Annotated in this window: 21 protein-coding genes; 15 read left to right on the top strand and 6 right to left on the bottom strand. The window is 70.2% G+C overall.

All coding sequences use genetic code 11. From position 1 onward, the window contains the following. Positions 1-115: 115 nt before the first annotated feature. From ACRWK8_RS25570 to ACRWK8_RS25585, 4 genes are all read left to right on the top strand, one after another. Positions 116-883, top strand: a complete 768-nt coding sequence (locus ACRWK8_RS25570) for an MSMEG_4193 family putative phosphomutase (RefSeq protein WP_431873096.1) — start codon at positions 116-118, stop codon at positions 881-883. Between the two features lie 50 nt (positions 884-933). Further along, entirely contained in the window at positions 934-1,518 is a 585-nt protein-coding gene (locus ACRWK8_RS25575; RefSeq protein WP_378739722.1) for a DUF3090 domain-containing protein, read from the top strand. Between the two features lie 8 nt (positions 1,519-1,526). Continuing rightward, a complete protein-coding gene (locus tag ACRWK8_RS25580; protein WP_431873097.1) occupies positions 1,527-2,324 on the top strand; it encodes an SCO1664 family protein in 798 nt (265 codons plus the stop codon). Between the two features lie 79 nt (positions 2,325-2,403). After that, a complete protein-coding gene (locus ACRWK8_RS25585) occupies positions 2,404-3,207 on the top strand; it encodes an HAD-IIA family hydrolase (RefSeq protein WP_431873098.1) in 804 nt (267 codons plus the stop codon). 96 nt (positions 3,208-3,303) lie between these two features. On the opposite strand, the gene ACRWK8_RS25590 is transcribed toward ACRWK8_RS25585, so the two are convergent. Next, positions 3,304-3,687 (bottom strand): RNA polymerase-binding protein RbpA, encoded by a 384-nt coding sequence (locus tag ACRWK8_RS25590; protein ID WP_017535724.1) that lies wholly within the window; start codon positions 3,685-3,687, stop codon positions 3,304-3,306. Positions 3,688-4,330: 643 nt separating this feature from the next. Between ACRWK8_RS25590 and ACRWK8_RS25595 the strand changes: the two genes are divergently transcribed. The 10 genes from ACRWK8_RS25595 (at position 4,331) to ACRWK8_RS25640 (ending at position 18,300) form a co-directional block, all read left to right on the top strand. Next, positions 4,331-5,680 carry an ATP-binding protein gene (locus ACRWK8_RS25595; RefSeq protein WP_431873099.1) on the top strand — a complete coding sequence of 450 codons (1,350 nt, stop codon included), beginning with the start codon at positions 4,331-4,333 and terminating at the stop codon, positions 5,678-5,680. Further along, positions 5,680-6,084, top strand: a complete 405-nt coding sequence (locus tag ACRWK8_RS25600) for a roadblock/LC7 domain-containing protein (protein WP_378739782.1) — start codon at positions 5,680-5,682, stop codon at positions 6,082-6,084. Before ACRWK8_RS25595 ends, ACRWK8_RS25600 begins: the two co-directional genes overlap by 1 nt. Beyond that, positions 6,081-6,437: a DUF742 domain-containing protein gene (locus ACRWK8_RS25605; protein ID WP_378739730.1), complete on the top strand. Its 357-nt coding sequence runs from the start codon at positions 6,081-6,083 to the stop codon at positions 6,435-6,437. Before ACRWK8_RS25600 ends, ACRWK8_RS25605 begins: the two co-directional genes overlap by 4 nt. Beyond that, complete coding sequence (locus ACRWK8_RS25610; protein WP_431873100.1) at positions 6,418-7,032, top strand: GTP-binding protein; 615 nt, start codon at positions 6,418-6,420, stop codon at positions 7,030-7,032. Before ACRWK8_RS25605 ends, ACRWK8_RS25610 begins: the two co-directional genes overlap by 20 nt. Further along, complete coding sequence (locus ACRWK8_RS25615; protein WP_378739734.1) at positions 7,029-8,246, top strand: cytochrome P450; 1,218 nt, start codon at positions 7,029-7,031, stop codon at positions 8,244-8,246. Before ACRWK8_RS25610 ends, ACRWK8_RS25615 begins: the two co-directional genes overlap by 4 nt. A 72-nt stretch (positions 8,247-8,318) precedes the next feature. After that, positions 8,319-9,569: a cytochrome P450 family protein gene (locus tag ACRWK8_RS25620; protein ID WP_431873101.1), complete on the top strand. Its 1,251-nt coding sequence runs from the start codon at positions 8,319-8,321 to the stop codon at positions 9,567-9,569. 480 nt (positions 9,570-10,049) lie between these two features. Beyond that, positions 10,050-11,654 (top strand): alpha/beta fold hydrolase, encoded by a 1,605-nt coding sequence (locus tag ACRWK8_RS25625; RefSeq protein WP_431873102.1) that lies wholly within the window; start codon positions 10,050-10,052, stop codon positions 11,652-11,654. A gap of 1,104 nt (positions 11,655-12,758) precedes the next feature. Then, positions 12,759-15,935, top strand: a complete 3,177-nt coding sequence (locus ACRWK8_RS25630) for an RHS repeat-associated core domain-containing protein (RefSeq protein WP_431873103.1) — start codon at positions 12,759-12,761, stop codon at positions 15,933-15,935. Between the two features lie 677 nt (positions 15,936-16,612). Further along, positions 16,613-17,119: a flavoprotein gene (locus ACRWK8_RS25635; protein WP_431873104.1), complete on the top strand. Its 507-nt coding sequence runs from the start codon at positions 16,613-16,615 to the stop codon at positions 17,117-17,119. A 353-nt stretch (positions 17,120-17,472) separates the two neighbouring features. Beyond that, entirely contained in the window at positions 17,473-18,300 is an 828-nt protein-coding gene (locus tag ACRWK8_RS25640; RefSeq protein WP_431873105.1) for an alpha/beta hydrolase family protein, read from the top strand. 125 nt (positions 18,301-18,425) lie between these two features. Here ACRWK8_RS25640 and ACRWK8_RS25645 read toward each other — a convergent pair whose 3' ends face one another. The 5 genes from ACRWK8_RS25645 to ACRWK8_RS25665 form a co-directional block, all read right to left on the bottom strand. Beyond that, positions 18,426-19,802 carry a nucleobase:cation symporter-2 family protein gene (locus ACRWK8_RS25645; RefSeq protein WP_378739748.1) on the bottom strand — a complete coding sequence of 459 codons (1,377 nt, stop codon included), beginning with the start codon at positions 19,800-19,802 and terminating at the stop codon, positions 18,426-18,428. A 331-nt stretch (positions 19,803-20,133) separates the two neighbouring features. Continuing rightward, the gene (locus ACRWK8_RS25650) at positions 20,134-21,330 is read right to left on the bottom strand and encodes a hypothetical protein (RefSeq protein WP_431873106.1); all 1,197 of its coding nucleotides are present in this window, start codon (positions 21,328-21,330) and stop codon (positions 20,134-20,136) included. After that, a complete protein-coding gene (locus ACRWK8_RS25655) occupies positions 21,327-22,550 on the bottom strand; it encodes a hypothetical protein (RefSeq protein WP_431873107.1) in 1,224 nt (407 codons plus the stop codon). The genes ACRWK8_RS25650 and ACRWK8_RS25655 overlap by 4 nt, the downstream gene beginning before the upstream one ends. Then, positions 22,547-23,248, bottom strand: coding sequence for a hypothetical protein (locus tag ACRWK8_RS25660; protein WP_431873108.1), 702 nt, complete (start codon positions 23,246-23,248; stop codon positions 22,547-22,549). The genes ACRWK8_RS25655 and ACRWK8_RS25660 overlap by 4 nt, the downstream gene beginning before the upstream one ends. Positions 23,249-23,362: 114 nt before the next feature. Continuing rightward, a complete protein-coding gene (locus ACRWK8_RS25665; RefSeq protein ID WP_431873109.1) occupies positions 23,363-25,048 on the bottom strand; it encodes an ABC-F family ATP-binding cassette domain-containing protein in 1,686 nt (561 codons plus the stop codon). A gap of 246 nt (positions 25,049-25,294) precedes the next feature. Between ACRWK8_RS25665 and ACRWK8_RS25670 the strand changes: the two genes are divergently transcribed. After that, a partial coding sequence (locus ACRWK8_RS25670; RefSeq protein ID WP_431873110.1) for a trehalase-like domain-containing protein occupies positions 25,295-26,035 on the top strand: 741 nt, incomplete at its 3' end.

Here is a 26,035-nt window from a genome sequence, read left to right on the forward strand (position 1 = left end):
GGCCCGGTGGCGACGCGAGGACACCGCGCCGCGTGCGTCCGTCGAGGGTGGTGACGGACAACGGGCGGGAGGAGTGGTCCGGACACCGCGCCCGAGGGCGACCTACCCTGGTGTCATGGCCACACGCGCAGACACCCCAGACGACGCCCCCGCGCACGAGGCGATCACCCTCCTGCTCGTCCGGCACGGCATGACCGACGCCACCGGGCCGCGCCTGGCCGGGCGGGCGCCCGGCGTCCACCTCAACGACGTGGGGCGCGACCAGGCCTCCCGCCTGGCCGAACGACTGGCGGGGCTGGCCCCCGCCGCGCTCGTGTCCAGCCCGCTCGAACGCTGCCAGGAGACGTCCGAGGCCATCGCCGAGCGCCTTGGCACCCCCGTCACCACGGACGACAGGTTCGTCGAGTGCGACTACGGCAGCTGGACCGGCCGCTCCCTCACCGACCTGGCCGCCGAGCCCCTGTGGCGGGTGGTCCAGGACCACCCCAGCGCCGCCCGCTTCCCCGGCGGGGAGGCCCTGGCCACGACCTCCGCGCGCGCGGTCGAGGCCGTCCGGGACTGGAACGGGCGACTACTCGAACAGGCCCGTCCCGGGTCCGCCCCTCCCGTGTACGTGGTCTGCGGCCACGGCGACGTGGTCAAGGCGATCGTCGCCGACGCCCTGGGCATGCACCTGGACCTCTTCCAGCGCCTGCGCGTCGACCCGTGTTCGGTCACCTCCCTCACCTACACGCGGACCCGGCCCTTCCTGAACAAGCTGAACGACACCGGGGAGCCCCTGGCCGGAGCCCTGCCCACGGCGGCGGAGACCCGGGGTGACGCGGCGGTCGGTGGCGGAGCGGGCCAGGCGCCCGAGGCGGACGCGGGGACGCCCCGCCCCTGACCGTGGCGGTATCTCGCACCGCGTCACCGTCATCCCTTAGGGTGCTATCCATGCCCGTCTTTCAGTTCAACCCGCCGGAACGGTTCGTCGCCGGGACCGTCGGCCAGCCTGGGGACCGCACCTTCTTCCTCCAGGCCGTCGGCGAGGGTCGCATCACCAGCGTCGTGCTGGAGAAGTCCCAGGTGGAGGCCCTGGCCACCCGTATCGAGGAGCTGCTGGAAGAGGTGCACCGCCGCTTCGGAGCGCCGCCGGACGACGTCGCGCCGCCCGAGGACGACGGTCCGCTGCAACAGCCCATCGAGCAGGACTTCCGGGTGGGCACCCTCGCCCTGGCGTGGGACGCCGAGGTGGCCCGCGTCATCATCGAGGCCCAGGAGATCGACGAGACCGCCACCGAGGAGCTGGTCGAGGACGACGACGAGGAGGAGCTGGAGGTCTTCGCGGAGGAGGCCCCCGCCCACCGTGACGTCCTGCGTGTCTACCTCAGGCCCGGAGAGGCGCGCGCCTTCGCCGGACGCGCCCTGAAGGTCGTCTCCGCCGGGCGCCCCGACTGCCCGCTCTGCGGCCGTCCGCTCGACCCCAACGGTCACATCTGCGCGCGCCAGAACGGCTACCGCCCGGACCGTCTCGTCTGAGGCACCTCGTGGACGACGACACCTGCGGTTCCCCGACCGCCGCCGAACCGCCGCCGACGGCGACCACGGCGGCCTTCGGCGGACTCACCCCCGAGGAGGGGCTGGACCTCCTGCGCCGGGGGGAGATCACGGTGGAGGGGCGCCTGACGGCGGCCTCCAACGCCACCCTGTACTGCACGGTCTCCGACGGCGACCGTTCCGCCGTGTGCGTGTACAAGCCGGTGGCGGGGGAGCGGCCCCTGTGGGACTTCCCCGACGGCACGCTCGCCGGGCGTGAGGTGTCGGCCTACGCGGTCTCCGAGGCGCTCGGCTGGTCCGTGGTGCCGCCCACCGTCCACCGGGACGGCCCCTACGGCGAGGGCATGGTCCAGCTGTGGGTGCACGGCGACACCACCGTCGACCTCGTCGCGCTCTCCCGTGAGACCGAGCACGCGGGGCTGCGCCGGATGGCCGTCCTGGACGCGGTGATCAACAACTCCGACCGCAAGATCGGCCACCTGCTCCCCACGCCGGAGGGGCACCTGTACGGCTGCGACCACGGGGTGTCCTTCGCGGAGGACTACAAGCTGCGCACGGTCCTGTGGCAGTGGCAGGGGCAGCCCCTCACCGACGAGGCGCTGATCGCCCTGGCCTCCCTGCGCACCAGGCTGCGCGCCTCGGACGATCCGCTCGGCGCGACGCTGGCCACCCACCTGACCGGGCCCGAGGCCTACGCGGTGCGCGAACGCGTGGACCTGCTCATCCACCACGGCATCCACCCCTACCCGGCCCCTGACTGGCCCTCCGTCCCCTGGCCTCCCGTGTGACCTGTGTGAGCAGTCTCAACCGCCCAACACGCGGATACCGGTCGGTAGGAATGGCGCCTTAGTGGTCCGTACCTGCACAATGGGGCACGTGAGCAACGAGTGGAACTACCTTTTCGACATGGACGGCGTGCTCGTACGCGAGGAGCACCTGATCCCCGGAGCGGACACGCTCATCGCGGAGCTGCGCGAGCAGGGGACCCCGTTCATGGTGTTGACGAACAACTCCATCTACACCCCGCGCGACCTGAGGGCGCGGCTGCTCAACACCGGGCTGGACATCCCCGAGGAGTCCATCTGGACCTCCGCCCTGGCCACGGCCCAGTTCCTCCAGACCCAGCGCCCCGGCGGCTCGGCCTACGTGGTCGGTGAGTCGGGCCTGACCACCGCCCTGCACAACGTGGGCTACGTGATGACCGAGCGCGACCCCGACTACGTGGTGCTGGGGGAGACCCGCACCTACAGCTTCGAGGCCATCACCCGGGCGATCCGCCTGGTGCGCAACGGCGCCCGGTTCATCGCCACCAACCCCGACGAGACCGGGCCCAGCGCGGAGGGGCCGCTCCCCGCGACCGGCGCCGTCGCCGCGCTGATCGAGAAGGCCACCGGCCGCCGCCCCTACTTCGTGGGCAAGCCGAACCCCCTCATGATGCGCTCGGCGCTGCGCCGGATCGGCGCGCACTCGGAGAACACCCTCATGGTCGGTGACCGCATGGACACCGACGTGCTCAGCGGCCTGGAGGCCGGACTCCAGACCGTCCTGGTGCTCTCGGGCATCTCCGGCCGCGACACCGCCGACCAGTTCCCGTACCGGCCCACCCGGGTGCTCGGCTCGGTCAAGGAGCTCGTGGGTCACACCCAGGACCCCTTCGGCACCGAGGCCTGACCGGTCCCGGACCCGGACACGACGACGGGGGCGGTGGATCTCACGTCCACCGCCCCCGTATCCGTCGTGGGGCAGGCCCTCGGGCCGTCCCAGGGGTCAGGCGCTCTGCCGCTGCTTGGCGATCTCCTCGACCTTCGCCGCCTCTTCGCGGCGGCGGGCGCGGAGCAGTTCCAGCCGCTCGGCGAGAACCTCCTCCAGATCCTCCATGCTGCGGCGTTCGAGCAGCATGTCCCAGTGGGTGCGGACCGGTTTGGTGTTCTTGGGTTCCTCGCCGCCGCCGTCACGGCGCAGTGCGCGGTCGCCGCAGAAACGGCATTCCCATTCGGCGGGGATTTCGGCCTCGGTCGCGAAGGTGACCGAGAAGCGGTGACCCCGGGTACAGTCGTAGGTGACTTCCTGCCGGGGAGCCAGGTCGGTGTTGCGGTCGTTCTCGTAGCTCGTCGCCCCGAGCCGTGTGCCGCGAAGTGCTCGCTCGGCCATCGTGTGGGTGCCTCCAGGCGCTTGTGCGGTCTCGCGGGGTGTAACGCGTCGGTCCACGTCAAGATTCCCCACTGACCTGAGGTCGAACCTCCCCGGCGGACGCGGGAGCCCGCCCGCGCCACGAGGGCCCGCCTCACCGAGCCCCTCCGGTGGTTGTGACCTGCACCACCCTAGGGGTCGGGGCCCCGAAGTCCGCGCACCCACCCCGACACACCCGACGCCGGACGCCGGGGCCGCCCCTCCGTCCGGCACCCGGTCCGGCGTGGTCCGGGGCCCCCGAGGTCGGTGAGGTCCTATTCGGACGGTCCCGTATTCGCACGTCGGCGCGGTTTGGGAAAGGCGCACGGGGATTCGGTCCGCGTTCCGCCGGGATTCTCCGGGAGATCGATTCGCTCCGATCCGGTGATGTGTCGACCCTCGTGTCGTATCGCGGGCTTTGTCTGATAACTCCAGTAATTGTCATTGTTCTGACATGGGAGGCAGTTGGGTCAAGTGGTATCTTTGCTCGCTGTGTGAACAAAGGGCAGGTTGAAGGCCGTGCGACCGCCTATGTAACACAACAGTGCACGTGGGCCGAGGATGCCCGTCCGGCGTGCCCTTCGGCGTGTACAAAGAGTGAGGACGTGTCCGGACATGGAGCACCATGACTGACCAGACCCCCCGTCCCGACGGAGCACCGCCCCTGGCGTCGACCACCCCGCGCTGGCTGCTCGTCCTGGTACCGGCCCTGCCCGCCTGGGGGTGGGCGCTCTGGGCGACCCGACCCGACGGGTGGGCCCCGGTCCTGGCCGCCGGAGGGATCGCGCTCCTGCTGATCCTCGTCCTGGCGCTCCTCCTGGGCCGCCGGGACCGCGAGGCCGCCGAGCTGCGCGCCCGCGTCGACCGGGCCCATGCCGAGACAGCGGCGCTCTCCACGGAACTCCTGCCCCGGATGGTCGAGCAGCTGCGCTCCGGTGACTCCGCCGAGACCGTCCTGCACCGGATGCCCGAGGTGGCGGACCCCGCGATCGCCGCCGCCCTGCGGAGCGTGGCCACCGAGATCTCCGCCTCCGAACGCCGCCGCTCCGCCGCCATGGCCGCGTGTGCGACCGCCGCCGGACGGGTCCAGGCGCTGTCCACCACCATGCTCGCCGATCTGCGCCGCATGCAGGAGCGTCACGGAGACGGCGACGCCGGGGCCGACGTCCTCGGTGACCTCATGCGCCTGGACCACACCACCGCGCAGACCGGCCGGGTGGCCGACAGCATCGCGATCCTCACCGGCGCCAGATCGGGCCGCCGCTGGGGCCGGGCCATCCCCATGGAGAGCGTCCTGCGCGGCGCCATGGGCCGCATCGGTGCCTACCAGCGGGTGCGCACCCACAGCGTCACCAACCTGGCGGTCGCCGGGTTCGCCGCCGAGGGCGTCATCCACGCCCTGGCCGAGATCCTCGACAACGCGGCCAAGTTCTCCCCGCCCACCGCCGAGGTCCACGTCCACGTGGAGGAGGTCCAGGCGGGGATCGCCGTCATGGTCGAGGACGGCGGCCTCGTCATGGGCGAGGAGGCGCTGCGCCGGGCCCGCGACGCGGTCAGCGACGGCCTCGACATCACCACCATCTCCGGGACCCGCCTGGGACTCTCGGTCGTGGGCCGTATCGCGCAGCGCTACGGCCTCGAAGTCTCCTTCCGCTCCTCCTCCAGGGGCGGTACCGCCGTGGTCCTGCTCCTGCCGCAGCGCATCGTGAAACCGCTGCCCGCCAGCGTCCCCGCACAGCCGATCACCGTTCCCGAGCCCTCCTCCCGCGAGACGGCGGCCTCCGCCGACACGGCCCCCGCCCCCAGGGCGGACAGCGGACTGCCCATGCGCCGCCGGGGCCGGTCCCTCGCGGCGGCGGAACGCAACCGGCCCGCCCCCAAGGAGGCCGGCCCCCGCACCCCGTCCCAGGGGTTCGGCGCGTTCCGCTCCGCCGTGCGCGGCCAGGAGACGACCGACTCACCGAAGGAAGCATGATGGACCTCAAGACGCTGACCTGGCTGCTCGAAGGCCTGCTGGAGCGCACCCCCGGCACCCGACACGCCCTCGTGCTCTCCCGGGACGGCCTCAAGCTGTGCCACACCGCCGCGTTGGGCAACGACAGCGCCGACCACCTGGCCGCGATCGCGGCAGGGGTGCAGAGCCTCGCGCACAGCGCCTCCGTGGAGTTCGGTGACGGCCGCGGCGGCGTCCGGCAGGCGATGGCCGAGTTCTACGGCGGTCTCCTCTTCATCGTCGAGGCGGGGCACGGCACCCACCTCGCGGTCATCACCAGCGGTGAGGCCGAGCCCGGGCTGGTCGGCCACAACATGAACGAACTGGTCGAGCAGATGGGCGAGCACCTCACCACGCCGTCCCGAGTCGGAGCCGAAGCGGAGTGAGCCCGTACCGACGGGAGAGCCCGGACCGGCTCTACATCATCACCTCGGGCCGCAGCCGTGGCGCCGACGACTCCCTGGACGCCGTCGCCCTCATCGTCGCGGAGAGCGCGCCCGTCCCCGGTATGCAGTCCGAACACGCCGCCATCCTGCGCCTGTGCGTGAACCCCATGGCGGTCGTGGAGGTCGCGGCCCACCTGCGCCTGCCCGTGGCGGTCACCCGGATCCTGCTCACCGACCTCCTCGACACCGGCCGGGTCACCGCCCGCCACCCGGCCCCGGCGCCCTCACCGGCGCACCCCCTCGCCTCCCCGGACGTGTTGGAGAAGGTGCTCGTTGCACTCCACAACCTCTGAACCCGCTCGCACTGACCAGCCGGTCACCCCGCTGGCCGACAGCACCGAACAGGCCCTGAAGATCGCCGTGGTCGGTGGATTCGGGGTCGGCAAGACCACCATGGTCAGCTCCGTCAGCGAGATCCGCCCGCTGACCACCGAGGAGACCATGACGCGTGCCGGGGCGGGCATCGACGACCTCGAGGGAGTCGAGGGCAAGCGCACCACCACCGTGGCCTTCGACTTCGGCCGCATCACCCTCAACGCCACCTCGGTCCTCTACCTGTTCGGCGCGCCCGGCCAGGAACGCTTCTGGTTCCTGTGGGACCGGCTGTTCACCGGCGCCCTGGGCGCGGTCGTGCTGGTCGACACCCGGCGCCTGGAGGACTGCTTCTACGCCATCGACCGACTGGAGGACCAGGGAACGCCCTTCGTCGTGGCGCACAACGACTTCGGCGCGTCCGAGCACACGTTGGAGGACGTGCGCACCGCCCTGGACCTGGACCCGGGCATCCCCCTGCTCCGCTGCGACGCCCGCGAGCGCGACTCGGCCAAGAGGGTGCTCATCGCCCTGGTGGAGCACGTGCGCTCCCTGATCACGGAAGGTGCCCGATGACCGGCTGTCCCGTCCAGCTGCACGGACCCGAGTTCCAGTCCGACCCGGGCGGCCTCTACGAGAGGATGCGGGCCGAGCACGGTCCGGTCGTGCCCGTGCGCATGGAGGGCGACGTCCCCGCCTGGCTGGTCGTCGGCTACCGGGAACTGCACCGGGTCATGAACGACACGACGACGTTCGCCCGCAGCTCCAGCCGCTGGAACTCCTGGCACCTGGTCCCCGCCGACTGGCCGATGCTGCCGATGGTGATCCAGCTGCCGTCGGTGCTCTACTCCGAGGGCGCCGAGCACCGCCGCCGCACCGGCGCGCTCGGCGACGCGCTGTCCGGCACCGACCTGCACGAGCTGCGCACCACCACCGCGCGCATGGCCGACCGGCTCATCGACGCGTTCTGCGCCACCGACGGCACGGACCTGCGCACCTCCTACACGGCGCGGCTGCCCGCGCTCGTGCTCAGCTGGATGTACGGCCTGGACGACCCGCGCGGCGACCGCCTCGCCGACGACATGAACACCATGATCGACGGTGGCCCCGACGCCATGGTCGCCCAGCAGGCGCTGATGGCCGCCATGGGCGAGCTGGTGGCGGAGCGCCGGGCCAGGCCCGGGCCGGACGTGGTCTCGCGCCTGCTCGGCCACCCCGCCCGGTACAGCGACGAGGAGGCGGTCCCCGAGCTCATCGTCCTGCTGGGCGGCGGGAACCAGCCGACGGCGGAGTGGCTGGGCAACGCGCTCCGGCTGATGTTCACCGACGAACGCTTCGGCGCGTCCATCGCCGGTGCCCGCAACAGCGTGCAGGAGGCCCTGAACGAGGTCCTGTGGGAGGACACCCCCACCCAGATCCACGCGGGCCGCTTCGCCGCGCACGACGTGGAGCTGGGAGGCCAGGTCATCCGCCAGGGCGACCTGGTGCTCCTCGGGATCTCGGGCGCCAACCGGGACCCCCTCGTGCGTTCCACCGCGGGCCGGATCGGTGACCGTGGCAGCCAGGCCCACCTGTCGTTCTCACACGGCCCCCACCAGTGCCCCTACCCGGCCCGGGAGATCGCGGAGATCATCGCCGTCACCGGCGTCGAGGTGCTGGTGGACCGGCTCCCCGACATCGAGCTGGCGGTGCCCGCCGAGGAGCTGCGCTGGCGCCCCTCGCCCTGGGTGCGGGGGGTCGCCTCCCTGCCCGTGACCTTCACCCCGACCGAACCCTACGGGGGCCACTGACCGTCAGTCCTCGTGTGCCCCGATCCCCGCGTCCTCCCCACCATCCCCCGAACCGACCCGAGGAGTGCACCGATGTCCTGCCCCGTTCAGCATGGAAACGCCGGAACCGTCACCCTGGACCCCTACGTCGCGAACCTGCGCGCCGAACGCGAGATCCTCCACGCCGCAGGTCCGGTCACCCGTGTGGAGCTGCCCGACGGGGTGACCGCCTGGGCCGTCACCCACCACGAGGCCGCCCGCGCCGCGCTCACCGACCCGCGTCTGGTGAAGGACGTCGCCCACTGGGACGACTACCAGCAGGGTCGGATCCCCGAGGCGTGGCCGCTGATGAGCACCATCCCGCCCACCCCCACCAACCTCCTCGGCACTGACGGAGCCGAGCACAAGCGCCTGCGCCTGCTCACCGCCAAGGCGTTCTCGGCCCGGAGTGTGGAGCGCCTGCGCCCCCGCGTCCACGACCTGACCGTCCAGCTCCTGGATGATCTGGAGGCCGGGGCGGACCAGCCGCTGGACCTCAAGGACGCCTTCGCCTTCAAACTCCCGATGAGCGTGATCGGTGAGCTCTACGGCGTGGACGAGGCCGAGTACGGCTACCTCCGTGAGATGTACGTGAAGTTCTTCAGCGCGGTCACCGGGCCCGAGGAGTTCCTGGAGACCTACGCGACCCTGGAGCGCTACTACGAGGGCATGATCGCCGCGAAGCGCGCCAACCCGGGCGACGACCTGACCACCGAGCTCCTCAACGCCGGAGAGAACGGCGACGCGCTCACGGACCTGGAGGTCCGCGGGACCCTCCAGGTCGTCGTGGCGGCCGGGCACGAGACCACGGTCAACCTGCTGTGCAACGCCGTACGCGCCCTGCTGGCCCACCCCGAGCAGTTCGACCTGGTCAAGGAGGGCAGGGTCGGCTGGGACACGGTCGTGGAGGAGACCCTGCGCTTCGACCCGCCCACCTCCAACATGATCTTCCGGTTCGCCACCGAGGACGTGGAGCTCGGCGGCCGGACCATCCGCAAGGGGGAGGCCCTGATGACCTCCTACGGCGCGATCAGTCGCGACCGTGACGAGCACGGCGAGGAACCGCACCCGGACACCTTCGACCTGACCCGGGAGAAGGGGCGCCACATGTCCTTCGGGTACGGGCCGCACGTGTGCCCGGGCTCCCACCTGGCCCGCATGGAGGGCCAGATCGCCCTGCCGCTGCTGTTCGAGCGCTTCCCCGACCTCCGGCTCGCCGTTCCGGACGAGAAGCTGGAGAACCACCCCTCCATCGTGGTCAACAGCCTCAAGGAACTGCCGGTCCTGCTGCGTCCGGGCTCCTAGACCGTCTCTCCCGGGGCGTTCCCGAACGACCGAGCGCCCCGGGGCTCGCAGAGCGGGCAGTGGGAACGAACCGGGGTCGCCGACGCGTGTCGGCGACCCCGGTCGCGCGTCCGAGGGCGCGCTGGGGAGTGGGGGCAGGCCCGTGCGGAGCGGTCCCCGCGCCGTCGCGCGGAGCGTTCGATCGGATGCTCCGACGGGGATCACGGTGAGGCGAACGGCGCACGGGGAGCGGCCACACCCGGTGTGTGGCCACCGCGCGGCGGTGTCGGGACTCGGCCGAAAGACTGAGGAAGTGCACAGACTTCGGTGCGTTCGCCACGTCTCGGTGATCCCAGGGCACCGACCATCGTCACGCCCGCGTTCGTTCCTTCGGTGGACCCGCCGGTGGCGTCCCGCTCACTACATTGCCTTCCACGCCCCCAACCCAGCCCCCTGAGGACCGACACAGGGTCGGCGGGTCCGAACAGGCAAGGAGCCGCAGTGGGTACAGCGACCAGATGGACCAGCGCGGGTGCGACCGTGGTCACGGCCGGTCTCGCACTCTCCCTGAGCGGTGCTCCGCCAGCCGCCTCCACGGACGAGCCGGGAGCAGCCGAGGACCGGGCACTGGCCGCGTTCCACGACCAGGACGTGGACTGGCACGCGTGCGAGGACTTCTACCTCGTCGGCCTCGACTGCGCGACGGTGGAGGTTCCCCTCGACTACGGCGACCCCGAGGGCGAACGCGTCCACCTGGGCGTGAGCCGCAGCCCCGCCGAGGTCGAGGGGGAGGAGCACCAGGGGGTCCTGTTCACCAACCCCGGGGGTCCCGGGGTCCCCGCACGCAAGTTCGCGAGCGACATCGGCTCCACCCCCGTGGGACGGGCCTTCGACGTCATCGGGATGGACCCGCGTGGTCTGGGCGCCTCCACCTGGCTCGACTGCGGGCAGGACCCGCCCTCTCTGGCCCGGCACCCCGACGATGAGGAGATCGAGCGGATCTTCGACCAGCAGCGGGAGTACGCCGAGGCGTGCGACGAGGCCCAGGGTGACCTGCGGCCCCACTTCACCACCGCCAACACCGCCCGCGACATGGACGTCGTCCGCGCCGTGCTGGGCGAGGAGCGCATCGACTACCTCGGTGCCTCCTACGGGACGTACCTGGGCGCGGTCTACGGGAGCCTCTTTCCCGAACGGCTCGACCGTGCCGTGCTGGACTCGGCCGTCGACCCCGACGGACTCTGGCACGAGAATCTGCTGAGCCAGGCCGCCGCCGACACGGCCAATGTCACCCGCCTCACGGACTGGATCGCCGAGCGGGACGAGGTGTTCGGACTCGGGGACACACACGAGCAGGTTCTGACCGCGCTCGTGCGGACCGCCGAGCGGCTGCGTGAGGAGCCGCGAGAGGGCGAAGACGGTATGACCTACGACGAAAGCTACTTCCGCAACCTGGTGAGCGCGTCGGCCAAGGACCAGGGGACCTGGGACGCGTCGGCCCTGCTGCTGAAGGGCCTGGTTGAGGGGACACCGCTCCCGGAGGCCCCCGAAGCCCCCGAGCCCCCGGAGACCCCGGAACCCCCCGAGGACCCGGAGGAAGCCGAGGAACAGCTGGAGCGGATGACGGGGCCGCCCCACCTGGCCGAGGCGCTCCTGTGCGAAGCGGAGTGGCCCACGGACCCGGACCAGTACCGGTCGGACATGCGCGAGCTCAGGGACGCCCACCCGTTCGGCACCGGCGCGGGCACCGCGGGACCCGGGGTGTGCCTCTACTCCGAGAGTCAGCCGACCGAGCCCCTGGTCGAACTGACCCGCGAGTGGGAGACCCCGGCGCTCGTGATCGCGGGTGAGTTCGACGCCAGCACCCACTACGCAGGCGGCGTGGCCATGGCCCAGAGGCTGGACAGCCCCCTGGTGACCGTGGTCGACGACGGCGCGCACATCTACTACAACCCCCAGTTCCTGGGCAACGAGGAGGACGTCCGACACCCGTGTGTCGCCGACGCCGTGGAGTCCTACCTTCTCGACGGCCTGGTCCCGGAGGACACGGACTGCCACGACCGCCCCCGCCCGACGGCCGCTGCGGATGAGAACCCCACCCCCTGACCCGAAGGGGCCTCCGGCGAGGCGGGGATTCGTGTCCCCCCTCGCCGGAGGCCCCTGGTGGTCGCGCACATCCAGACCTCCTGGTGCCCGAAGACCAGGCACCGGGGGTCCGCCCGAGCCAGCTCACGACCTGTGACCGGGCTCAGAGGTTCAGGCGGCCACACCTCCGGCCCAGCGGGTGGTACTCACTCTGATCAGAATGAGTGCCAGGGACCGCCCTCCGGCGTTGTTAAGCGCAGCGAAGATGACAGCGGTCGGCGCGCGGGGAGGTCAGCTTCTGCGGCGTCAGCGGACGTGTCTGATGCTGCCTGGTCACCGTTTTCACCAACAGGTGATGGCCAGTGCTCAGGCAATACCACTTTCTCCGCCGGAGAACACGGCCCTCTCGAAGGACACCGTCCCACCAGCGAACACGGCCCCTCGAAGGACACCTCCCCATCTGCGAGCTCAGACCCGAAATACATCCTCAGGCTCATCGAACGTATATCGGATGAGAAGTCCGATGTTTTCGTGCTTGCGTGTGCCACAGAGTGCCGTTTTGTCCCTTCACTTCCGAAAATTGCTGTCGTTTCGTGTCAAGGGGTGCCGCCCGGTGACGTCCCGGTCCAGAACTGCCGAGCACAAATGGAGCACACAACCCGGGGATGCGTCCGATGGTGGGGGCGAAGAATCGGGTGGGCCGATGCTCCACGCTTATCGCCCTATGTGTCTTATTGATTCCCCCAGGTAGTTGCTTTGTGGCAACTGTTGTCGGGGGCCACATGTGGACGCCACGACCCGATGCCGGTACCCAGTACCCCACATGGGGCTTGAAGAGGCCTGGGTGGTGTGCTGCACCCTGGTGTTCTCGCTGCGCACAGCACCACCACCGCTACGTTCTGCTGTAGTGCCGATTAAACCTACCCAAAGGCCCCCTCGCTCTGGGTGATGGTGGTGACGGTGGGTTGATCGCGCCCCGGCGAGCAGCGCTCCTAGTCTTCCCGGGCCGCATCCCCACACCCGCCCCGGATCCTCGCCCGTCCCAGGCCCCGGTTCGGGTGTGGATGCGCTGTCATCCCCTGATCCCCCTTTCCTTGGAGCGTTCCCCCTTTGAGACCCCACCCCGTGCGTACGGTCGTGGCCACCACGGCCGCCGCCACGCTCACCCTCGGATTGCTGTCGGCCCCACCCGCCTGGGCTGATGAAGGCCCGCACTCACCCGCTGACCGCACCGTCCCGATCCCCGAGACCTGGGAGCCGGGTGAGGCCAACACCGACCCCAGGGGCGGGGACCCGCCCGAGGTGCCCTGGACCCCGCCGGGCAGCGACCCCGAAGCCCGCACCGCCGAGGACCCCGAGGCTTTGGTGGGTACGTGTGCTGATGGCATCAACCGGGGGATCCAGCCCTGGTATCCGTTGGAGCGCCACCAGATCAGCGACCGCTTGGAGATGGCGGTCAACACCAACAACGGCAACCTGGTCGTCCAGCACCGGGACCTGACCGTGGCCGGGACGGGTCTGGACCTGTCGGTTTCCTCCTTCTACAACTCCGCCCGTTCCTATGACGGGTGGACCCAGACGCATGGCCGCCACGTCGGGCTGAACATCTTTTCCGACTCCATCATCTTCCAGGGCCCCTCCGGGTACTGCGAGAGATTCGACATCGACCAGGAGGACGGGTCGTTCATCTCCCCGGCCGGGCTCAACGCCGACTTGGTGGAGTTGGACAACGGCCACTACGCGCTCACCTTCCACCGAGGCGAGCACGAGGACCAGGTGTGGACCTTCACCGCCCAGGGCTGGTGGTACTCCCAGGCCGACCGCAACGGCAACACCCACCGGCTGCGCTATGACTCCGAGGGGCACCTGGCCTCGATCGTGGACACCCAGGACCGGGTGACCTCCTTTGACTGGCAAGGCAGCGAGTTCGAACCCGAACTGGTCGAGATCACCGACCCGGTCGGCCAAAGCGCCACCGTTCAGGAGTGGGAGGGCGGCCAACTGGTCGGATTGGTGGACCGTGCCGGTGACGAGTTGGCGTTCGACTACACCGACAGCGGCCAGCTCACCTCGATCACCGACGCCACTGGGGCCACCTGGTCCGTCGGCTACAACGACGACGGCCAGGTCTCCTCACTCACCGTCCCTGACGGCTCCGAGGGCGGGGCGAGCACCTTCTATGCCTACGACGCCACCTTCGCCAACACCGAGACGGTGGTGAGCGACCCCAACGGCGGGGAATCGACCTTCACCTTCGATGACCAGGGCCGCCAGACCGAAGCGGTGGACCAGGTCGGCAACACCCGCTCCCAGACCTGGACCGCCAACTCCGACGTCGCTTCGACCACCGACGCTCTGGAAGCCTCGGTCACCTATGACTTCGATGAGTTCAACAACCTCATCGGCACCGAACTGCCCACCGGCGCGGCTACCTCGGTGGGGTTCGCTGACACCGCCAATCCGGCCAAACCCACCAGCGTCACCACCCCCAGCGGCGATGAGCTGTCGCTGTCCTACGACGACGCGGGCAACCTGACCCGCGCGGTCCAGGAGGACATGGACATCGACGTGACCTCGCTGTCCTACACGGGCCAGGGTTTGGTGTCGTCGGTGACTGACGCTAACGGGAACGAGACCACGTTCTCCTACGACAGCGTCGGGAACCTCACTGAGATGGCCGAGCCGGGCCCGATCGGCGCGACCACCTTCGGCTACGACTCGCTCTCGCGGGTCACCTCGGTGACCGACGGAAACGGCACCAGGTTGGACTACGGGTACGACCGCCTGGACCGGATCGTGTCCATCTCCCACGACGGCGACGTGCTCCAGAGCATCGAGTACGACGGCAACGGCCGCCAAACGGCGACACACACCGACCAGGCCACCACCACCTGGTCCTACAACGGCCGCGGCGACCTGAACGCATCCGAGCGCACCGACTCCACCGGGACCGAGGCGACCAGCTACACCCACGACGCGGCCGGGAACGTCACCTCGATCACCGAACACGGCAACACCACCACCTACGCTTACGACGCCGCATTCCGCCTCACATCCCTGGTTGACCACACGGGTGCGGAGACCACCTTCTCCTCTGACGCGAACAACCGGCGCACCTCGATCGTGCATCCGGACGGGGCCGAAGAGGCACGCTCCTACGATGCTTCGGGCCGCCTGACCTCCATTACCACCACTGGCGCTGCCGACCAGACCCTGGTGGAGGCCTCCTACACCTGGGGCACCGCCGAGGGCGAGGACAGCGCCCAATTGCAGTCGCGCACCGTCAACGGCGAAACGGAGAACTTCACCTACGACGGGCTGCAGCGCCTGACCAGCAACGGCACCGTGGACTACACCTACGACGACGTCGGCAACCTGCTAGAAGCGGGGGAGGAGGAGTTCAGCTACAACGACGCCGACCAGCCCACCACCGCCCGCGGTGAGGACGTGGCCCACGATGAGGCTGGGAACATGACCGGCCGGGGCGAGTACGTCTACGAGTACTCGGTGACCAAGCAGAACACCCGCATCGACGACGGCGACGGTGACCTGGCCGCGTGGTTGAGCTATGACACCACCGACCAGACCCAGATGCGCGGCGTCACCGACGTCCACGACGGCGACCGGATCGAGCGCCAGCTGTCCAACACCGCCCTCGGGGTCACCAACATCGCCTCCGAAGGCGAGCGCACCAGCTTCGTGCGTGACCCCAACGGTGAGTTGATCTCGATGGTGGCCTGGGACGGCGACGAGCGCTTCCACTACACCCTGGACCACCAGAACACCGTCCTGGCCCTGACTGCCGAGGGTTCGGAGGCCGATGCGCCGGACGCGGTCTACGCATACAGCCCCTACGGCGAGCAGAACAGTGACACCCTGGAAGACACCCGGGCCGGAGAGCTGAACCCGTTCGGCTACACCGGGGCCTACCAGTTCCAGGACGGGACCGTGCACCTGTCCCACCGCTTCTACGACACCTTCACCCTGGGCTTCACCCAACCGGACCCCTCCCGCCAGGAGCTGAACAACCACACCTACGCTGCGTGCGATCCCATCAACAACACCGACCCCACGGGACTCCAATCCTATGGCGCATGCATGTTGGAGAACATCGTCGTAGGTTTCGCCGTCGGTGGAATGGTTGGCATGGGATGGGGCGCCGTCGCAGGCGCTGTCGGTGGTTCCATTCTTGGTCCAGCAGGCACGCTCGCAGGTGGGGTTGGTGGAGCAAGTGTGGGCATGCTTTATGGAGTGGCTCAAGGAGCTATCGGCGGTGTAGTCACCGGCGCACTAATGTGTTAATTGATCAAGCTAATAAATTTCAATGAACGAAACAGGGATGAATAAGAAAACAGTCTTGGTCGTCCTTTTCGGCCTGCTTGCTTCTTCCTCGTGGGCGCTGCTGATGCACATGATTATGGGAGGTGGGTTCGCAGTCTATCTCCTGGTTGGTGTGCTAGTCTGCTTCTCATTTCTTGGTGTTAGAGAGATTCTGCGGAGAAAATCGAAGCGATGAAATTCCATCTCAATGTTCGAGGCTTCTCCCTTGGGGTGTATGAGTAGTATTCTGCGAGGGGGTTCATGAATCGAACATGATCCACTAAATCGGCCCGCGATTCTTTCGCGGGCCGATTTCTAATTTCATGAAAAAGGGCTAACGGTAATAAATTCTCGGAATTTCCGCTTCGTGGAAGTAGTGCCCTTGCGTGTTGTGAGATGATTTTTCCATGATTCACAGATTGCCTGCGGCTGGGATTGCTCTCCCATTGGTTGATGGTCGACGATAGGTGTGTGAATAGCTTGGCAGAAGTGAAGCAAGGTATTTTTTTGCAGATGGACTGATCTTGGAATCCTCATCGTCCGTTAGGTGCGAGCAAGTGGTGTGTGTCGGGATCGCCTCCCGTCACTCGTCACCGCTCTTCACCCGAGGATCCAGAAGCGAAGTCTCCTCTGTGCGGTTGGCTTCTAGACTCTGGCTCATGCCGAGAACCCTGTACCTGGTGTTGTCCGGAGCCGCCGCGCCGGAAGGGGTGACCGAGCTCGTCCAGGCCCTGCACAGCCACGGCTGGCACGTGACGATGCTGTCCACTCCCACAGGCACGGACTTCCACGACCAGGACCGGCTCGCGGAGTTGACGGGGGAACCGGTGCGCGTGGCGTTCCGCAAGCCTAGCCAGGGCAAGCCCCTGCCGCCCGCTGACGTGGTGTTGGCATGTCCGCTGACCTTCAACTCCACGAACAAGTTCGCCCAGGGGCTGGCGGCCAACTTCGCGATCGCCCTGCTCTGCGAGATGGTCGGCTACGGGGTACCCACCGTGGTGGTGCCGCACTGCAAACCCCAACTCGCTACCCACCCGGCCTTCGTTCGCTCCCTGGAAACGCTGCGCGCAATGGAGCCGGTCACCGTCCTGCACGACCCAGACGCCCCCTACGAGGACCGTCTGCCCTCCTGGCAGCGGGTCATCGACACCGTCAACCGCCTCTGACCCAAGGTCACAGCGTGGCCTCCCCGCTCGCTGCCAGCGCTCGAATCCTGGCTCGCCCAGGGCGAACGCGGTCTTCGTATCCCCGAAACGCGGGAAGGCTGGACCGGATCGGCCCAGGCACGGGGTGGGCGAGAGGACGGTATTCGCGAGTTCTGCTGCGACCGCGCTCCTGCTGAAGAGCACACCAGGAGCACGCATTCGCGGTCCGATCTGGGAGCTTGTCCTGCGCCACAGGAGTCACCCTCGGCTGTCCCAGCGGCCTCGGAGGTCTGCCCGCAGCAGAAAGAGCGTCCACACCCAGTCGGGCTCCTCTACGGTGAGGCGATCCAACCCCGAGAGCCGTAGGAGTGCGTATGGACGCGATCACCGGTACAGCCGCAGGTGTGCCCTTCACCGCCCTCCCGCCATCCGGGGAGGTCGACGGCCCCGCGCCGTTGATCGTGACCTGGCACATGCTGGACGCGCCCCGCACGGACGTGGCCTTCGCGGCGGCCCTGCCCATGGCCGGTGTCCCTTCCTGGCGGGTCCACCTGGGTATGCCGCTGTGTGGTTCGCGGATGGTCGGGGGCCGTCTCGACAGACACGTCGAACTCGCTCGCGAGGACATCCTGCTGGCGTACTTCGGCCCGATCATCCGCCAGGCCGCGGAGGAGTTCCCGGCCGCGCTGGCCGAGCTGCGCCGCCAACTGCCGGTGGACGACCAGCCCATCGGGATCCTCGGCGCTTCGCTCGGCGGGGCGGTGGCGCTTCAGGTCCTCACGGCCCCGCCGACTCCGATCGGGGCGGTCGCGCTCGTCAATCCGGCCGTGCGGGTGAGTTCTGGCGTCGAACTCCTCGCCGCCGGGCTCGGCCAGCCCTACGGTTGGACCGCCGAATCCCGCAGCGCCGCCGAGGGCCTGGACTTCGTCGCCCGCGCCGGAGAGCTGAGCGGGGAGCCACCACTGTTGCTGGTCAGCGGCGAGCACGACCATCCGACGTTGCGTGAGGATGCTTCTTCCCTGGTCAGCGAGCTTCGTGGACGGTACGCGCGTCCCGAGGAGGTCGAGCTGACGACGGTGCCGGGCCTGGCCCACCCGTTGGCCGACGAGCCCGGGCTCGAACCGGCTCCCCAGGCGCCCGCGACGGTGGCGGTCGACGGAGTGCTCACCCAGTGGTTCGTCCGGCGGTTCGCGACGCGGTGAACAGCGGTCGGCAGGCGTTCCCAGGGCCCGTGAGGCGGGTCGAGGCGACGGGGGAGCCTGCCCGCGCGAGGCGCGGGCAGGCGTGAACGACCACTGTCGACCCGGGGCCCGTAGGGGGATGCGGCTCAGGCCACGGGACTGGAATCGACCCGCTGTGAACGGTCCCCGCCACCGAGGACGTTGAAGACCACGTTGAGGATGAGAGCCGAGGCCGTGGCGGTCACGATGCCCGAGTGCAGGATCATCGTGGCCCAGTCCGGGAAGGTCGCGAAGAAGTCGGGCGAGACGATCGACAGGATGCCGAAGCCCAGCGACACGGCCACGATCACCATGTTCTGGTTGTCCTCGTAGTCCACCTTGCCGAGGGTCTGGATCCCGGCGGCCGCCACCGAACCGAACAGCACCAGACCGGCGCCGCCCAGGACGGGTGAGGGGATCATCGCGACGACCCGGCCCAGGATCGGGAAGAGGCCCATCACCAGCAGCAGGACGGCGCCCGCGGCCACCACGTAGCGGCTCCGCACCTTGTTGAGCGCGATCAAGCCGATGTTCTGGCTGAACGTGCTGCCCGGGAAGGAGTTGAACAGGGGGCCGACAACCGCCGTCGCCGCGTCGGCGCGCAGGCCGTCGGCCAGGCGGCGGCCGTCCACCTTGCTGCCGACGACGGCACTCACCGCGAGGATGTCGGCCATGCCCTCGGACAGGATCACGATCATCATGACGCACATGGTGATGATCGCGGCGACCTGGAACTCGGGGGTGCCGAAGTGGAACGGCGTGGGCAGGGAGAACACCGGGCCCTGGCCCACCGCGCCGAAGTCGACCTCGCCGAGGGCGGCGGCGAACAGGGTGCCCAGCACCATGCCCAGGAGGATGGAGGCCCGGCCCCACACGCCGCGCAGCACCCGGGACAGCACCAGGATGACGAGCAGGGTTCCCCCGCCCAGCAGCAGGTTCGTGTCGGAGGGGGTCCCGGTCTCGCTGTTGTCGGTGATCCAGCCGATGGCGACGGGGATCAGGGAGAGTCCGACGACGGTGATCACGCTGCCGGTGACCACCGGGGGGAAGAAGCGGATCAGGCTGGCCATCACCGGGGCGATGAGGATGCCGAACAGCCCGGCGACGATCGAGGCACCGAAGACGGCGGGCAGTCCGCTGGACTCACCGATCGCGGTCATCGCGGTGATCGGGATGAACGAGGCGCCGATCACCAGCGGCATGCGCATGCCGAACCGCCACACGCCCAGCGTCTGGACCAGCGTCATCAGACCGGCGACCAGCAGGGCCGCGCTGATGATCAGACCGGTCTCCACCGGGTCCAGGCCCACGGCGGCGGCCATGATGAGCGGTGGGGTCACGACCCCGGCGTACAGGGCGAGAATGTGCTGGACACCGTAGGTGACCAGGAACCGCAGGGGCGGACGCTCGTCCTCGGGCCGCTCGGTGGCGGCGGGGGTCCGGTCTTCGGACACGGTGTCCGAGCCGCCCTTGGGGAACTTCATCGTGGTGGGGCCTTCCGGTGTGGATCGATCGCGCTCCAAATCATCGGATGATCCGAATTGACATGCAAATTCGGGGGGTTCGACTGGAGGAAGACACAAAAGCACACAGCGGGAGGGCGATCACCCTGCGTCAGGGAGGGCAGGTCGGGTGTCCCCTGACCGGGAGCCGGGTCGGATCCCGCACCGCCCTGTCGGACGGCCTTCCGGCCCGAGACGGGCTTCCGGGAGACGCGTCGGGGCCCGGTCGTGGACACCTCCACGACCGGGCCCCGACGTGACGAAGAACGCCCTCCCGGCCTCCGCCGCCGACCCGTGCGACGGACACCCGGACTCAGCCCCGGGCACCGCCGCTCAGGACCCGCTCGACCAGGTCCGGGGCGAGCGTGCCGTACCCGGTCGCCGCCCACGCACTCTCCTCGGCGGGCACCGCGTAGTACGGCGTCGGCCGGTCCCGGAGGGAGTCCAGGACGGCCTTCGGCGGCACGTGGGCGCGGACGTCGCGTCGGCAGTCGGGGCAGGCCGGGACCGTCGTCGCGCGAGGGCTGGCCGGTACTCGCAGTCTGACCGGGGCCTTCACTCCCTGGTGCCGGGGGTCGAAGAAGCAGTGGCGGGGGGTCGGCCCGGCGGTCAGCGCCGCTTCGCAGTGGTCCAGCAGCACGCGCACCCCGACGAGGTCGGACACGTCCTCGGCGGTGTCCAGCACGCGCCCGGCTGCCTCGTAGGCGGCCAGTGCCCTCGCGGCCCGCGAGCGCGGACCCTCGAAGCCGGCCACCCTGCGACCGTACGAGGGCAGGTCCCGGACGAGATCTCGGCGCAGCTCCTCCCGAGCGGCGGACTCCACCGTGTCGACCACGGCCTCCGAGAGCGGGACGACCCGGACCGGTCGGAGCGCGCGTCGGCGCAGGGCCCACAGGACCAGGACCACGAGGGGGAGAGCGGCGACCAGCACGACCACCAGGGAGACGGTGCGGCCCTGTTCGGAGCCGGAGGCCAGCCGCTCGTACTCGCGAGCCGCCGCCCGTTCGTCACCCAGCAGGTCGAGGACGAGGTCGAGCCGGTCGTCCAGGCTGGCGCGGGCCATGTCGGGGCGTTCGTTGACCACGGCCAGGGCCATGCGCACCGTGTCCGAGGACGGACCGGGTGTCCGGGCGCCGTCGGAGCGCGCGGAGACCACGGTGGGACCGGAGCCCACCACGAGGTAGGTCCCCTCCGTCTCGGCCCGGTTGACCAGCGCGGTGGCCATCGACCGGGGCGCGTTCTGCCAGGGAGTGACGGCGACGTACACGTGTGGCAGCTCACGGGTGAGGCGTTCGCTGAGCTCCACGGCCCGTGCCTCGGACAGGATCGTCGACCGGTCGCCGTCGAGGTGCCGGTCGGGGTGGACGTACACGGGGTCCACGGCCAGGTGTTCGGCGACGACCACCGGGCTGAGGATCCGGTCCGGGACGGAGCCCCCCGGGGAGGCCGAGGCGGGGCCCGCCCCCAGGACCAGCAGGGAGAGGACGAGGGGGGCGAGGGCGCGGATCATGAGGGGACTCCCAGCAGTGTGCGGACCTGTGCGAAGGGCTCACGGCCGCTCAGGGCGGCCTCGGCCCAGGGGTCGTCCACGTCGGACACGTGCACGCGGCGCCCCTCGTGTCGGAGGTACATCCCCTGTCTGTGGATCGCGGACGTGTCCGCGCACTCCGCGCACACCCTCCATCGGCGCCGGACGCCGCCCAGGTGGAAGTCCCGCCGCTCCGTGGCGGGCGCGTGCAGGGGGTTGTTCCGGCAGGGAGCGGACTCCTCCGCGTGGGGGTGGACGAGCGCCCTGCGTCCGTGACGCGCCAGGACCATCCCGCAGACCAGTGCCGTGACCGGGAGACCGGGGGAGGAGGCGATGAGTCCCGCCGCGTCGTAGGCCTCCCGAGCGCGGGGCAGCCCCCGGTGGCCCGGAGGGGTCGCCTCGAACTCGCGGCGCAGCGCCCGCAGTTCCCGGGCCAGCCTGCTCCTCACCCGGCCGCGGGGGCCACGGCTCGCGGCCGGGAACCAGACCCCCGTGTCCACGTCGGGCGCGGGGGAGAAGCGACGATCGGACCACCTCAGGCACAGGAGCGCGATCAGCGTACCGACCAGGAGCCCCGGGGCCGCCAACGGCCACGCCTGGTCGCCGCGCGACGTGATGTGGTGGGTCCGCTGCTCCACGTCGGGGCCGGCGTCGCGAGTGAGCGGTGTGGCCTCCACGTGGGCCCTCGGGGACTCCTCCAGCACCGGGACGATGCCGGAGACGATGTCCGCGGGTCGGAGGTCGTCCGGCAGGTCCGACTCTTCGAGCACGGGCGTGAGGGGGCTGTCGAAGGCCGCCGTGGCCGACCGGCCGTCCGTGGTCACCGCCACGTAGACGCCGTCGGCGCCGCTCACCTCGTGCAGGGCGTGCAGGAACAGGGTGGGCTGGCCGCCGGTCTCGTCCGTCGGCGGAGCCGCGTACATGACCACGAACAGGGGGACGTCGCCGCCGAACGCCCCGGAGACCTCGGCCTCCATCGCGCTCCGGGCCTCCTCGTCGGGCTGTCCGGGGAACAGGTGGCTCACGTGCACCGGGTTCCGAGCGAGCTCCTCGGCCACGCGGACGACCCGGGTCAGGTCGTCGATCTCCGCCACGTCGCGCGGGCCCTCGACGGAGCTCCCCGCCAGGGCCGTGGCCCCGGGGAGGAGTACCGACCCTGACAGCGCGCCCAGCGTGAGCGCCAGAAGACGGAGGGACCTCATGACGTGCTCCTCCCGAACCGGCGGAACGCCGTGACGCCCACCATCACCAGCAGGGCGGTGACCAGGGTGCTCCCCGTGAAGACCGCCGTCGCGGGCCAGGTGACGGTGAGCCAGCGCTGGGTCGGCCACCCCGCGGGGACGGAGTCCGGCTCCGGCTCGGCCCCGAGGCTCCGGACGTACTCGGTCTCGGCGCGGGCGGTCCGTTCTCCCAGGTTCGGGAAGGTGGCGGCGCGCAGCAGTCGGTCGAGCTGTTCGCGCGGGTCCTCCGGGTAGGCACCGGTGTAGGACGTGTAGGTGGCGGACTCCGAGGGAAGTCCCGCCCCGTCCAGGTGCGCGGCGCCCACGTGGTTCGTGTGGGGTGAGAACACCACGAGCGGGCGATCGCTCTCGCGGCGCACCGCGTCGGCCAGCCAGCCGAGATCGGTGTGGGTGGGGTGGGCGACCACCAGGACGTCCAGGGGCACGCCCTCCTCACCGACACGGGCACGCAGGTCGGCGGCGAGCTCCCACCGGTCCAGACGACCGGCGAGCTCCTCGCTGACGAACACGCCGCCATGGCGGTCCAGCATGTCCGCGTAGAAGCCGGGGGAGTTCTCGGTCGGATCGGCCCGGGCCGGGGCGGCGAACCCGGCGACCAGCACCGCGACGAGCGAGAACAGCAGGGGCAGGGGATTCCGACGGCCTGGGGGACGCGGCATGGGAAGCCTTCTTCTCATGTTCTGTTGTTTTGTATCACCTTATGTCGCCCCCCGCCGTCGGACCGGACCCGCCCCCGACCGGTTACCTCACGCGTCGGACCCGCCCCCGACCGGTTACCTCGCGCGTCGGACCCGGGACTCGTCCCACACCGGCTCGTCCGACTCGTACACGCGGCCGTCGGCCCCGAACACGACGAAACGGTCGAAGCCCCGCGCGAACCAGCGGTCGTGGGTGACCGCCAGCACCGTTCCCTGGTAGGCGTCCAGCGCCGCCTCCAGCGCCTCCGCCGAGACCACGTCCAGGTTGTCCGTGGGCTCGTCGAGCAGCAGCATCGTGGTGCCCGACAGCTCCAGCAGCAGCACCTGGAACCGGGCCTGCTGGCCACCGGACAGGGTGTCGAAGGGCTGCTCGGCGCTGAGGGCCAGCTCGTAGCGGTCCAGGGCCCGACCCGCCTCGTCCCGGGGCAGCCCGCGGCGGTTGCCCTGCCCGCTGTGCAGGATGTCGAGCAGGGTCCGGCCGACGAACTCCGGGTGCTCGTGGGTCTGCGCGAACCACCCGGGCAGCACCCGGGCGCCCAACCGGGCCCGCCCGGTGTGCGGCACCGGTTCGATCCGGGCCCGCTCCTCCTCGGGTACCAGCGAGGACGCGGGGTCGTCGCCGCCCCCGGCGAGCAACCGGAGGAAGTGCGACTTGCCCGAACCGTTGGAGCCCAGCACCGCGACCCGCTCGTCGTACCAGACCTCCAGGTCGAAGGGGCGCATCAGACCGGTGAGCTCCAGGTTCTCGCACACCAGGGCGCGCTTGCCGGTACGCCCGCCGCGCAGCCGCATCCGCAGGTTCTGGTCCCGGGGCTGCTGCTGCGGCGGACCCGCCTCCTCGAACCTGCTCAGCCGGGTCCGCGCGGACTGGTACCGCGTGGCCATGTCCGAGTTGTAGGACGCCTTCTGCTTGTACATGGACACCAGGGCCCGGAGCTTGGCGTGCTCCTCGTCCCAGCGTTTGCGCAGCTCGTCCAGGCGGGCGAACCGCTCACGCCGGGCCTCGTGGTAGGTGTCGAAGGCGCCGCCGTGCACCCACACGTCGTTGCCCGCAGCGCCGAGCTCCACCGTGACGATCCGGTCGGGGACCCGGCTGAGCAGTTCGCGGTCGTGGGAGACGAACAGGACCGACTTGGGGGTGGCGCGCAGGGCCTCCTCCAGCCAGCGCTTGCCGGGCACGTCCAGGTAGTTGTCCGGCTCGTCCAACAACAGCACCGGCGCGGGGCCCCGCAGCAGGGCCTCGATGACCAGGCGTTTCTGTTCACCGCCGGAGAGTGTGCGCACCTCGCGCCACCGGCAGCGCTCGTAGGCGACCCCCAGGGCGGCCACACAGCACTGGTCCCACACCACCTCGGCCTCGTAGCCCCCGGCGTCGCCGTACCGGGCGATCGCCTCGGCGTAGCGCATCTGCGTGGCCTCGTCCTCGGAGAGCATCATGGCCGTCTCGGCCGCCTCCAGGTCTGCGTGGGCCCGGCGCACCGTCGTGGGGGAGACCGACACCAGGAGCTCGTGCACGGTGGTGGCGTCCCGCACGTGCCCCACGAACTGCGGCATCACGCCCAGCTCGCCGTCGACGGTGAGCGCGCCGGACTGGGGCGGGAACTCGCCGCGCACCAGCCGCAGCAGGGTGCTCTTGCCCGCGCCGTTGGCGCCCACGAGCGCGGTCTTGGACCCCTCACCGACCCGGAAGGACACTCCGTCCAGCAGCACCCTCCCGTCGGGCAGGGTGTGTGTGACCTGGTTGACGTCGACGTAGCCCACGACCGCTCTTCTCCACTGCTCACGACTCCCGCGCACGCTCGGGCGGCGCGGAAGGTCAGCGTTCCACGGGGCCCGGGGCCGGGCAATCGGTTTTCCGTCCCGTGCGGGACCTTAAGAGTCCCTTAGCTGACACCTAAGGTCCGGTGAAACCCGATGTGTGTGCGTTCACCCCTGTTCTACGGTCTTCTCGCCGGTCAGAGACCGGTCGGGACGATTCCCGGGTCAGCGGCGGAGAAAGGCGGCGGGGTGACTCTCACACAGGGAGCGGCGGGCACACACGAGGTGACGGAGTCGGCCCATCGAGCCTGCTGCGCCGATCCCCGCGAGCGCCCGGTTCCGATCGAGCGCATGTCGATGCTGTCCAACCAGGCGTCCGTCGCCCTGGTCGGCCCGGACGCGCGTCTGCTCTGGTTCTGCCACCCCGAGCCGGACTCCCACGCCCTGTTCGCGGAGGTCCTGGACGGCCGCCAGGCGGGCGTCTTCGCGATCTCGCCCGCCCACGGGCGCATGCCGCTCGGCCAGCGCTACCTGCCGGGCACGATGACCGTGCGCACCCGCTGGTCCCGCCTGTCCGTGACCGACTACCTCGACCATGGCACCGAGCCGGGCCGTACCGACCTCGTCCGGGTCGTCGAGGGCTCGACGCCGGTGGACGTCGAGTTCGCCCCCCGCCCCGACTTCGGCCGCGCGCCCGTCCGCATCGTCGCGGAGGACGACGGACTACGTGTCCACGGGGCAGACTTCCCCCTGGTCCTGCGCTCCCCGGGGGTGCGTTGGCACATCGAGTCGGAGGACGGCCGGGACACCGCCCGGGCCGCCCTCGAACCGCTCCCGGGCGAACCGGTGGTGTTGGAGCTGCGGTGCGGATCCGACTCCCTGACCGCGCACCCCGTCGCCGAGACCGACCGCCGCACGGTCACCGAGGACGCCTGGACCGAATGGCTGTCCGGGGTGCGGCTCCCCGCCACCCAACGCGATCTGGTCGCG

This window comes from Nocardiopsis eucommiae, assembly GCF_965344335.1.
GTDB classification, from domain to species: domain Bacteria; phylum Actinomycetota; class Actinomycetes; order Streptosporangiales; family Streptosporangiaceae; genus Nocardiopsis; species Nocardiopsis eucommiae.

Coding starts and splice junctions, on each gene's coding strand:
- ACRWK8_RS25585 (WP_431873098.1), top strand. CDS start 2,404: ATGGGGCACGTGAGCAACGAGTGGAACTACCTTTTCGACATGGACGGC.
- ACRWK8_RS25660 (WP_431873108.1), bottom strand. CDS start 23,248: ATGCCGCGTCCCCCAGGCCGTCGGAATCCCCTGCCCCTGCTGTTCTCG.
- ACRWK8_RS25620 (WP_431873101.1), top strand. CDS start 8,319: ATGTCCTGCCCCGTTCAGCATGGAAACGCCGGAACCGTCACCCTGGAC.
- ACRWK8_RS25595 (WP_431873099.1), top strand. CDS start 4,331: ATGACTGACCAGACCCCCCGTCCCGACGGAGCACCGCCCCTGGCGTCG.
- ACRWK8_RS25640 (WP_431873105.1), top strand. CDS start 17,473: ATGGACGCGATCACCGGTACAGCCGCAGGTGTGCCCTTCACCGCCCTC.
- ACRWK8_RS25570 (WP_431873096.1), top strand. CDS start 116: ATGGCCACACGCGCAGACACCCCAGACGACGCCCCCGCGCACGAGGCG.
- ACRWK8_RS25575 (WP_378739722.1), top strand. CDS start 934: ATGCCCGTCTTTCAGTTCAACCCGCCGGAACGGTTCGTCGCCGGGACC.
- ACRWK8_RS25635 (WP_431873104.1), top strand. CDS start 16,613: ATGCCGAGAACCCTGTACCTGGTGTTGTCCGGAGCCGCCGCGCCGGAA.
- ACRWK8_RS25615 (WP_378739734.1), top strand. CDS start 7,029: ATGACCGGCTGTCCCGTCCAGCTGCACGGACCCGAGTTCCAGTCCGAC.
- ACRWK8_RS25590 (WP_017535724.1), bottom strand. CDS start 3,687: ATGGCCGAGCGAGCACTTCGCGGCACACGGCTCGGGGCGACGAGCTAC.
- ACRWK8_RS25600 (WP_378739782.1), top strand. CDS start 5,680: ATGGACCTCAAGACGCTGACCTGGCTGCTCGAAGGCCTGCTGGAGCGC.
- ACRWK8_RS25645 (WP_378739748.1), bottom strand. CDS start 19,802: ATGAAGTTCCCCAAGGGCGGCTCGGACACCGTGTCCGAAGACCGGACC.
- ACRWK8_RS25655 (WP_431873107.1), bottom strand. CDS start 22,550: ATGAGGTCCCTCCGTCTTCTGGCGCTCACGCTGGGCGCGCTGTCAGGG.
- ACRWK8_RS25650 (WP_431873106.1), bottom strand. CDS start 21,330: ATGATCCGCGCCCTCGCCCCCCTCGTCCTCTCCCTGCTGGTCCTGGGG.